Source organism: Acinetobacter sp., assembly GCF_049284435.1.
GTDB lineage: Bacteria > Pseudomonadota > Gammaproteobacteria > Pseudomonadales > Moraxellaceae > Acinetobacter.
The window spans coordinates 1-11,140 of record NZ_JBAPXX010000066.1 but is presented as its reverse complement, the minus strand read 5'-3'; the positions used below and the strand labels follow the sequence as shown (position 1 = coordinate 11,140).

General features: G+C 44.8%; 9 protein-coding genes and 1 pseudogene. All 10 read right to left on the bottom strand.

Translation table 11 applies throughout. The annotated features are described in order from the left end of the window. Window positions 1-97: 97 nt before the first annotated feature. Entirely contained in the window at window positions 98-1,117 is a 1,020-nt protein-coding gene (galE, locus tag WAK81_RS05660) for a UDP-glucose 4-epimerase GalE (protein ID WP_422196043.1), read from the bottom strand. Next, a complete protein-coding gene (gene pgi, locus WAK81_RS05655; protein WP_422196042.1) occupies window positions 1,110-2,777 on the bottom strand; it encodes a glucose-6-phosphate isomerase in 1,668 nt (555 codons plus the stop codon). Before pgi ends, galE begins: the two co-directional genes overlap by 8 nt. After that, window positions 2,777-4,033 (bottom strand): nucleotide sugar dehydrogenase, encoded by a 1,257-nt coding sequence (locus WAK81_RS05650; protein WP_422196041.1) that lies wholly within the window; start codon window positions 4,031-4,033, stop codon window positions 2,777-2,779. The genes pgi and WAK81_RS05650 overlap by 1 nt, the downstream gene beginning before the upstream one ends. Window positions 4,034-4,057: 24 nt before the next feature. Further along, window positions 4,058-4,933, bottom strand: a complete 876-nt coding sequence (gene galU / locus WAK81_RS05645) for a UTP--glucose-1-phosphate uridylyltransferase GalU (RefSeq protein ID WP_422196040.1) — start codon at window positions 4,931-4,933, stop codon at window positions 4,058-4,060. 12 nt (window positions 4,934-4,945) lie between these two features. Further along, window positions 4,946-6,820, bottom strand: a complete 1,875-nt coding sequence (locus WAK81_RS05640; RefSeq protein ID WP_422196039.1) for a polysaccharide biosynthesis protein — start codon at window positions 6,818-6,820, stop codon at window positions 4,946-4,948. 115 nt (window positions 6,821-6,935) lie between these two features. Further along, window positions 6,936-8,111 (bottom strand): DegT/DnrJ/EryC1/StrS family aminotransferase, encoded by a 1,176-nt coding sequence (locus WAK81_RS05635; RefSeq protein WP_422196038.1) that lies wholly within the window; start codon window positions 8,109-8,111, stop codon window positions 6,936-6,938. Window positions 8,112-8,142: 31 nt separating this feature from the next. Further along, window positions 8,143-8,799: a NeuD/PglB/VioB family sugar acetyltransferase gene (locus tag WAK81_RS05630; RefSeq protein WP_422196037.1), complete on the bottom strand. Its 657-nt coding sequence runs from the start codon at window positions 8,797-8,799 to the stop codon at window positions 8,143-8,145. Beyond that, complete coding sequence (locus WAK81_RS05625; protein WP_422196036.1) at window positions 8,792-9,403, bottom strand: sugar transferase; 612 nt, start codon at window positions 9,401-9,403, stop codon at window positions 8,792-8,794. Before WAK81_RS05625 ends, WAK81_RS05630 begins: the two co-directional genes overlap by 8 nt. Next, on the bottom strand, window positions 9,404-10,546 hold the full coding sequence (locus WAK81_RS05620) for a glycosyltransferase family 4 protein (RefSeq protein ID WP_422196035.1): 1,143 nt from the start codon (window positions 10,544-10,546) through the stop codon (window positions 9,404-9,406). It lies immediately after the preceding gene. Then, window positions 10,546-11,140 (bottom strand): annotated as a pseudogene (locus WAK81_RS05615) (hypothetical protein); the annotation flags it as partial. The pseudogene WAK81_RS05615 and the gene WAK81_RS05620, both read right to left, overlap by 1 nt.

Genomic DNA, 11,140 nt, shown 5'->3' with positions numbered 1-11,140 from the left:
AGAATAATACTATGAGGACTTTTCAGCAGCTCATTCACCAGAAAAACCAGTGAATGGGTAAGTTGGTGACAAATGACCCCATAAATAAAATTCATATCTATGAACCATATCCTTTAGGATTCTGCTTCTGCCATTTCCAGCTATCGGCGAGCATATCCTCCAAGCCATATTCGGGTGTCCAGCCCAACTCTTTTACTGCACGCGCATTGTCTGCATAGAAACTTGCCAGATCACCGGCACGTCGTGCAGCAAACTCAAACGGAATCTGGATCTGATTCACTTTCTCAAAGGTATCTTTCAGGGTTAATACCGATATCGGTTGGCCCGTACCAATATTCCAGGCACGGCAGCCTTGATGATTTAAACGATTCTGAATGGCTAAAACATGTGCTTTCGCTAAATCAACCACATGAATAAAGTCACGCTCACAGGTGCCATCGGCCGTGTCGTAATCATGGCCAAAAATAGACAGCTTTTCACGCAAACCTACCGCAACTTGAGTCACAAAAGGCATTAAATTATTGGGAATACCTTGTGGATCTTCCCCAATCTGTCCGCTTTTATGCGCACCGACTGGATTAAAATAACGCAATAAAGCAATGGACCAACGTTCATCTGCAATAGCTGCTTTTTCTAACATCTGCTCAACAACCAACTTGGTGTAACCATAATTATTATTCGGCATATTTAAGGGCATGTCTTCCTGATAGGGAGACGGATTATTTTCCCCATAGACCGTAGCCGAAGAGCTAAAGACCAGTTTAAACACCTGTGCGCGCTGCATCGCCTGAACCAGACTGATGGAACCGGCAATATTGTTGTCAAAATAGGCCAAAGGAATCTGCTGGCTTTCCCCCACCGCTTTCAGCCCGGCAAAATGAATTACCGCATCAATTGAATTTTGCTGAAAGACCTGATCCAGCAACTGGCTATCCCGGATATCGCCTTCCACAAAGGTCAGGCTTTTTTGGGTCAGCTTTTCTACCCGGCTTAAGGACTCGGAGGAGCTATTGCACAGATTATCCAGTACGATGACCTCATGTCCGGCATTTAGTAATTCCACACAGGTATGTGAACCAATATAGCCTGCCCCGCCTGTTACCAAAATTTTAGCCATTTGACTTTCCTAATAGAACCTTAATGAGGCCCTGGGTAGAACCATCCAGACCACTCAAGTCAGTCTGCTCACCATTGAGTATTGGCAACAGCTGGTTGGCAATTTCCTTGCCTTTTTCTACGCCCCACTGGTCGAACGGGTTAATATTCCACAGCACGGACTGAACGAATACTTTATGTTCATACAATGCAATAAGCATGCCTAAGCTATAGGGATTCAACTCTTGCAACAACAGGGTACTGCTCGGCTGATTACCTTCATATTGCTTATAGGCCGGCAAGCTCGCCAATTCAGCCTGATCTAGGGCTTCATTGCCAAAAGCCAGTAAGCGCGATTGCGCCAGACAGTTGGATAAGGCCAGATGATGTTGTTCTACCAATGCTTCGGCACTGTCTGCATAGGTATATTGTTGGCTGTTATAACGCTCTACCGGCGCAATAAAGTCACAGCTGACTGACTGAGTGCCTTGATGCAATAACTGATAGAAAGCATGCTGGGCATTCGGCCCCACTTCACCCCAGATGATCGGGCAGGTATCGAACTGGACCTTCTCGCCATTACGTTGGATTGACTTACCATTTGATTCCATTTCCAGCTGTTGCAAGTAAGATGCAAAATATTTCAGCCGTCCGTCATAAGGCAGAATCGCATGGGTCTGAATATCCAGAAAATTGGTATTCCAAGCCCCCAACAATCCCATCAATACCGGAATATTGCGTTCAAAAGGCTGGTACTGAAAATGCTGGTCAACGGCATAGGCGCCGGCAAGCAGCTGCTTAAAGCCTTCAATCCCGATACTCAAGGCAATTGGCAGTCCGATACAGGACCAGAGTGAATAACGCCCGCCGACCCAGTCCCAGAGCAGCAACTGGTTTTCCGGCGCAATGCCCCACGCTGTCATTTTTTCCGGTTTGGTCGATACCCCAATAAAATGATGCTTAAGAATATAGGGATGCTGGCCTAAAGCCTTTTCCAGCCACAGGCGTACCGTCTGGGCATTGGTCAGAGTATCAATGGTACCAAAAGATTTGGAGGAAATAATAAACAGTGTCGTTTCCGGACGCAGTTGATGCAACAGCTCGGACAACTGACTGCCATCCATAGTCGAAACAAAATGTACGTTCAATGGCTGGGCAGACTGATATTTAAAATCAGATAAAGCATGTGTGACCATCAAGGGACCAAGGTCTGATCCGCCGACACCAATATTGACCACATCCTGAATGACTTCACCGGTGGCACCGCGACGCTGCCCGGCATGAATCTGTTCCACCAGGGCATACATCCGTTCCAGCTGGGCATGTACATCAGCTGCCAGATCCGCATGCTGTTGATCCTGTTCCGGCAGGCGCAGTGCCCAATGCATGGCAGCACGCTGCTCAGTATAGTTGATTTGCTGATTTGAAAATAAAGATCCAATCCATGATCTGAGGTTCTGTACGTCAGCCCATTCGATCAGGCCCTGCAGCACATTTTTATTGATTCTGTGTTTGCTATAGTCAAATAGCAGCTGCTCAAACTGGATAGAATATTGATTAAAGCGCTCCGGGTCAGCAGCAAACAGTTCCCGCAGATGCTCAGATTGAAGCTGTTCTTTGTTCGAGGTGAGTTTCTGACACACAGTTTCAGTGTCGAGATTTGAATTAAAATGGCTCAACATTAACGTCCTACCCCAATATAATTAAAACCACGTGTCTTGACATACGTCGGATCATACAGATTACGCCCATCTAAAATCAGGGGATGCTGCATCAGCTTGATCAGATACGGATAATCCGGACTGCCATACTGTTTCCATGCCGTAATCAGACATAAGGCATGTGCCCCTTCCACGGCCTGATACTGGTCTTTACACAGGATTAAGTCTTCCCGTGGCCCATAGACCTTTTCAATATTCGCCATTGCTTGCGGATCATGTAGTTTGACCGTCACGCCTTGCGCCCACAAAGCGGTCAGCATGGCATGTACCGGAGACTGCTGGATACTTGGCGTATTTTCCTTAAAGGCTGCACCCCAGATCGCAATGACTTTACCCTTTAAGTCTCCACGGAAATAGTTCCAGAGTTTACGGAACAATAATTCTTTTTGCTGTTCGTTAATGTCCCAGACCTGCTCCAGTAACTGGTTTTTCACTCCTGAATCTGCCACGGCGTGAGTAAGAGTACGGATATCATGGGAGAAATTCTCTCCACCAAAACCGACACCGGGAAACAGATAGGCGGAACCAATCCGGTTATCTGCAGCCATGCCTTGCCGTACCTGCTCAATATCAATGCCCAGTTTTTCTGCCACGCTGGCCAGATCATTCATATAACTGATCCGGGTGGCCAGCATGCCGGAAATGCTCAGTTTGGTAAATTCGGCATCCAGAACCGGCATAAATAAATACTGCTGGGCACGTGGAAATAAGGGCCTTAATAATTCTTTAATTTTAGGCTGTATATTTTCATGATCACAACCCACAATCAGCTGGGTGGCCTGAACAAAACTCCGCAGTGCATTACCTTCCTGAATAATATCTGGCAGATAGATCCAGTCGTCATTGGGTAACAGTTGCTGAAAGCGTTGCGTACCATGCAAGCCAAAGGTCGAGGCATTAATCATCAGTTTGGGATGGGCAAAACAGGCATGCCGGATGGTGTCCAGCATCTGAAACGCCTGCTGTTCTTCAGTCGCATTAAAACTAAAGAAAAAAACATCCTGATTAAAATCCAGATGCTGAAAATCGCAACAGTTTAAAAAGCCAGATTTTTCCTGTTTTTGCAGTAATTGCTGTAGAGACTCATCCTGGAAATAGGGCCGAGCTGACTCAGCTGAACCGAAGCTATTACACCAGACCACCTGGTGACCACATTCAGATAAAAGAGCTGACATGACTCCGGAAAATAAGGTTTTCCCTAATACTGCGACTTTCATGATATTCCTTTTTATTATTTTTTCTTACAAAGCCAGTTCCTGAATCAATGCTTTAAACTCGGTACCGAGTTTAGGATGATCGACGCCATAATGTAAAACAGCTTTTAGATAACCCAACTTACTGCCACAGTCAAAGGTCTGGCCTTTCATGCGGTAGGCTTCTACAGCTTCTGTCTGCTGCAGCATGGCAATCGCATCTGTGAGCTGGATTTCATTGCCTGCCCCGCGTGGTGTCTGTTCCAAAAGCTGCATGATTTTGGCCGGCAGAATATAACGTCCGACCACAGACAAATTCGAAGGTGCCGTTCCGACCGCCGGTTTCTCGACGATTCCTTGCATGACGATACTTTCACCTTCCTCAGGCGATGCAGCAACATCAACAATACCATACTGGTCGACCAGATGTTCAGGCACCGCTTCCACCATGATTTGTGAAGCTTTAGACTGTACAAAGCGCTGAATCATGCGTGATAGGTCATTTTTTGGATCCTGATCCTTGACCAGCACATCCGGCAATAACACCGCAAAATCATCATCACCAATCACGGCTTTGGCACATAATACCGCATGGCCCAAACCTAAAGGCTGAGGCTGACGTACACTAATCACACTCACACCCGCAGGCAAAATTTCAGTAATTTCTTTAAGCAAGCCGGTTTTGTTTTTTTGCTCAAGAGTAGTTTCAAGCTCAAAGTTACGGTCAAAATAATTTTCAATCGATGCCTTGGAAGAATGAGTGACCAGAATAATCTGTTCAATCCCGGCAGCAACTGCTTCACGGACCACATATTCAATCGCAGGGCGATCCACAACTGTGACCATTTCTTTAGGGATGGATTTACTGGCAGGTAAAAAACGCGTACCCAAACCCGCCACAGGGAGAATTGCTTTCTTGATCATATCTATAAAAACCTAGTTCACTTTAATTTCTTTACCGCGTACATAACCGTCCACATAATGTTCCAGTTGCGCTAGTGCCCATTCAATTTCGGTCTGAGTCGCTTCAAGTTCATGCATACGGTTAAATATTGCCAGAATTTCTGCCAATGGATAATGTTTTTCGACAGAACGTAGAATACGCGTATGCACGGTAATTTCTGTATTTGCTTCGTCAATCAGCAGCTCTTCATAGAGTTTTTCACCCGGACGTAATCCTGTATATTGAATTTCAATATCGCCATTCGGATTTTTAGCGTCTCGGACTTTGAGTCCGCTGAGCGCAATCATTTGTCGTGCCAGATCCTGAATCCGTACCGGCTCGCCCATATCCAGCAGGAACACATCTCCGCCCGTACCCAAAGCACCGGCCTGAATCACCAGCTGCGAGGCTTCCGGAATGGTCATAAAGAACCGGGTCACTTCCGGGTCAGTTACGGTAATTGGCCCGCCCTTGGCAATTTGCTGTTTAAACAGTGGCACCACCGAGCCTGAAGAACCGAGTACATTGCCAAAGCGTACAATACTGATCTGGGTCTGGTCCTGAGCTTCTGCCATAGCCTGACAATACAGCTCTGCCATCCGTTTGGTCGCCCCCATCACGTTGGTAGGACGTACGGCCTTATCGGTTGAAATCAACACAAAGGTTTCGACACCTTTCTTCACCGCTGCATTCACACTAAAGGCGGTTCCGACAGCGTTGTTTTTTAGCCCTGCCAGAGGATTACATTCCACCAGCGGTACATGTTTATAGGCGGCAGCATGGTAAATCGTCTGCACGCCATATTGTTCAATCACCCGTTCCAGCTTGGACTCATCTAGCACAGAGCCCAGAATCGGAATAATTTCACAGCTGGCCGTGAGGCGTAACTCTTTTTCAATACTGTATAGCGCGAATTCGGTCAGTTCATAAATGACAATTTTGGCCGGCTGGTTCTTGATAATCTGGCGGCAGAGTTCTGAACCAATCGAACCGCCTGCGCCTGTCACCATGACCACTTTATCTTTAATGTTTCTGGCCAGCAGCTCGGGAACTGGCGGAACAGGATCACGCCCCAGCAAATCAATAATATCCACTTCCTGAATATCAGAAATTCGAATTTCACCATCCACCAGTTTAGTCAGCCCTGGAATCTCGGTAATTTTTAAATGTGCCGGCTCTAAAAACTTGATGATTTCACTTTTACGTACCCGTCCCACTGAGGGTAAGGCAATCAGGATTTCATCAATTTTTTGCTTGCGCATGAGCTTGAGTGCAGTCTGGGCATCATAAACTTTGAGCCGGCCTATCTGCTGTCCGCTTAACGAGCGTTTATCGTCAATAAACATGACCGGCAAATGTTCATTGGAGCGATACAAGGCAGCAGCAACCTGTTGACCGGCATGACCCGCGCCATAAATTGCGATGCGTTTTTTCTGCACGTCGGCCTGCAAATAGGAACGGATAATAAAACGGATGATGCCGCGGCTAAACCAGATCCAGGCAAACATCATAAAGCCGAACATCAGAGGAATAGAGGTCGGAATAAATGCCGCGGTAAAATAAGCCAGAGCATAAAGACCAGCGACCGTCAATGCAGTCGCCAGCCCCATTTTGATCATGAACACTTCATTATACGTACGGACAATAAAGCGATAGACCCCACAGATAAACAGCGATGCAACTGCAATCACACTGACCCAGAGCGTACCAAAAGCCAGATTCGGTACCACTTCTGCGCCTAAATCAAAGCGGCGAATGGCATAGCAGAGCCAGATCAAGACGGGAAAAGCACACAAATCCAGAATAATTAAAAATGCGAGTTTGGCGGCTCGTGGTGATTCTACGAAGGGCGTAATGATAGATTTCACTGGATGCGTCGTCTCAATTCTAATAAATTTTTAACAAGTCACGATTCTTTTGGTAACTTAAAGACATATTCTATAAATAAATGCACCGAATGCGGCGCACTTATAATGCAAAAGTTTAAGCAACTATTCTATTAATAACGTGTTGAATTGCCGTCACTGTTTTGTTAATACTTTCATCACTTAAAGTGGGATGAACCAAAAACATCAGACTGGTTTCACCCAGTTTCTGCGCATTCGGCAAACGCTGTGCTGGACGCCATGGCGTATCATCAAAAGCATGCTCGAGATAAACTTCTGAACAGGAGCCACTGAAACAAGGTACATTCTGCGCACTGATTTCCTGCATGATCCGGTCACGTGACCAGCCTTCTGGTAAAGCATCAGTATTGACTTGAACATAGCACTTATAGGCAGCGTGTACATAGTCATCTGTAGGGCGATGGACGCTAAAATATGGGCTGTCTGCAAATGCCGCATAAATTTTTTCCATATTGGCCATGCGTTTTTCGGTCCATTCCGGCATTTTTTTCAGCTGGATGCGTCCGATCACAGCCTGCATTTCCATCATGCGCCAGTTGCTACCAAAGGAATCATGCAACCAACGGAAACCCGGTGGATGCTGCTTGTTATAGATGCTGTCAAAGTTCTTGCCATGGTCTTTATAAGACCACATTTTTTTCCACAGATTCTCATCATTGGTAGTAACCATGCCACCTTCACCACCTGTAGTCATAATCTTGTCCTGGCAGAACGACCAGGCCGCAACATGACCGATTGAACCGGCAGATTTACCTTTATATTTCGCTCCGTGCGCTTGGGCACAATCTTCAATCACATACAGGCCTTTATCGGAAGCCAGCTGCATGATCGGGTCCATGTCACACATCCAGCCTGCCAGATGCACACAGATAATGGCCTTGGTATTGGGTGTGATCACCGCTTCAATGGTACGACGGGAGATATTTTGTGAATCCAGCTCGACATCGGCGAAGATCGGATTTGCCCCAGCTGTCACAATGGAGCTGGCCGAGGCCAGAAAGGTACGTGAGGTAACAATCACATCATCCCCTGCACCAATACCTAATGCCTTGAGTGCGACATCAAGTGCTACTGTTCCATTGGCCAATGCCACTGCATACCGGGTTTCTGCAAACCGGGCAAATTCTTTTTCAAACTCACGGCATTCCTGTCCGGTCCAGTAGTTGACTTTATTCGACAATAAAACTTGGGAAACCGCATCCGCTTCTTCCTGAGTAAAACTTGGCCATGGTTCAAATGCAGTATTTAACATGATGTTTCCTGAATTTTTAAAATTTAAAAACTTATTTTTTCTCTAGAATCCGCGCCGGATTACCGACAACCGTTACGCCCGGCGGCACGCTTTTGGTGACTACAGCGCCCATACCCACTACAGCACCTTTGCCAATCACCAGAGGTTTGTCGGGGGTTCCCTGTTTGATCACGGCACCTGTACCAATATAGGCATGGTCTTCGATATGGATATTGCCATTGCATTTCACCCCGGGAGCAAAGGTGACGTAATCGCCAATGATGCAATCATGTTCAACATAACTGTATAAATTGGCATGAAAACATTTGCCAATCTTAATATTGGAAGTGAGGGTCACAAACGGGCTTAGGGCAGCACCTGGGGCAATCTCTATTTCATCCATACGCACAACATTATCTGCCTGAACCGTCCATAGCTCAATTGCATCTTGTTCAAGTTTTATCGCAATTTTTTCACGAACCTGACTATTGGCAATCGCAATTAGAACGGACTTTTTACTAGCCCTTAAAGCTTTAAAGGCTGCATAATTTAATGCTGTATGACCGTTAATTGCTATTTCTTCAATCAAGCTATCATCAATAAAATAGATTTCGGCACTTATATTCTGACGTTGTAATTGCTGGCGGGCCACAGGCATCAAGCTTCGGCCGCAACCTGAAGCCCCATAGACGGCATAGATTTCAATCATGAATCTTGTCCGTTTTTGTGCCGGTAAATTTGCTCATGGTCGCCTCACCCTCGGCACTGATATCATCTTTTGCTAAAACTTTATGTACTGTTTTAAACATGATTTTGAAGTCGAGCCAGATGGACTGATTTTCGACATACCAGGTATCCAGCTTGAATTTCTCTTCCCAGCCAATCGCATTTCGGCCATTGACCTGCGCGTGACCTGTCATGCCCGGGCGCACGTCATGGCGTTTGGCCTGCTCAGGGCTATAAAGTGGCAGGTATTCCATTAGCAATGGGCGTGGGCCAACAATACTCATATCACCTTTAATCACGTTCCACAGTTCTGGCATTTCGTCCAGACTGGTAGAACGCAGCATTTGACCAAAAGGCGTTAAACGCTCACTGTCCGGTAGTGGATTACCCTGCTCATCTACGGCATCTTTCATGGTCCGGAACTTGATCATTTCAAAAGGTTTGCCATGTAAACCGGGACGTACCTGACGAAACAAGACCGGCGAACCTAAATTATTTTTTACTTTGTAAGCAACAAATGCATAAAGTGGTGAAAGCAGGATCAGGGCTATAGAGGCGATGATAATATCTAGGAGGCGTTTTAGCATTTAGATCAAACCCATTTCTTGCATCATATGTGCGTTTACCTGATGTACGTCGTATCTATGAAGGGCGATTTCCCGGGAGCGACTTCCCATTTTAGTAATAAGCTCTGGCTGAAGAATCAGTTTCTCCATGGCTTTTACTAAACTTTCCACGGATTTTACTTCAACCAGAAAGCCGTTATCACCATCGGTAACAGTTTCACGACAACCTGGTGCATCCGTGGTAATAATTGCCCGGCCCATCGCCATGGCCTCTAAAACAGTACGGGGTGTGCCCTCACGATAGGACGGCAACACATACACCGAGCTTGCTGCAATTGCAGAGCGAACATCAGATAGTTTCCCCCAGTAGTTTAATATGTTACTGGCCACCCATTGATCCAATTCTTGCTGGCGAATGGCCGAAGGATTTTCATCGATCCAGCCCACCAGATTAAACGCTACATGCGGATATTTATGTTTGATGATTTTTGCTGCTTCGGCATATTCACGGACACCTTTATCTATCAGTAAACGTGCAATCAGCAAGAAGGATATTTTAATTTTTTGATCAGACATTACAGGTAAAGGTAATACATTGAAGTCGGCAACATTGACCCCGGAACCGTTCACTACTACTGTAGGCGTTTGAGCGTTTAAAAGCTTTAAATCCTGAAAAAGTTTCAGGTCATCCGGATTTTGGAAAAATGCCTTATGACCGCGCGACAATGCCTGCTGGTATAAACCATGGACCAGTTTCTGGAAAACACTACGTTTAGTCTGAGTTTCTACATTTTGAAATGCATAGCCTAAACCTGTAATTAAGGCATACCGTTTCGGTACTTTTGCCAGCCACGCGGCGAGTGTTCCATAGATCACCGGTTTGATCGTATAAGACAGGATATAATCAGGTTTGATTTTTTTTATAAGCGTATACATGCTTCCTAATGTTTTTAAGTCTGCTACCGGATTGGTACCTGTACGCTGCATAGAAATTTCATGTACGTAATAACCAAGTTCTAACAGTTTTTCATGCTCGGTAGGGAAAGAAGCTAAATCAGGTGCAATTATATGGATTTCACAGCCTTGCTGATGGATCGCTTCGAGTAGCTTCCCACGGAAATTTAATACTGAAGGGAGAAAACTAGAAATAATTAAGAACTTCATTATTTTAAACTCTTAATTAATTCTTTATTTTTAGTACCAATAACACTTAATAATAAAAATATTAAGCAAGGTAAAAACATCCACTTTTGTCTCATAGCAATACCTAAATTCGCTGTAGTAGTAGCTAACATCATCAAACAAATAAAAAAGTATACCCATAAAAAAATACGATTTGACTCAATTGAAGGCTTAGATTTCTCTAAGTAGGCAACAATCCCTAAAATTAATAAATAAATTAAAATAATATTGTCTAATGAAGCAATTAGTGCAAATAGTGTATGAGCTTCAAATGGTAAGGGTCTAAATAGATAGCTTAGCATTTGCATTGGTAAGCTCATTGAGGCTATATCTAAACTACTACCGCCACTTAAATTGGAATTCTGTCTTTTATCTACGTATGCATCTACATCGGACAACCCATCTGCTTCTGACAAACCAATATAATTTATCATTATAGGAATAATAAAAGCTGTAATAATAAATGATATAGTTCCAAAAAAAACTTTTATATACAATGATGTTCTTTTGTCGAAAATAATCGAAAAAGCAAATGCAATAGCTAATGCAGCACCTATGTGAGGTCGTACCATAAAC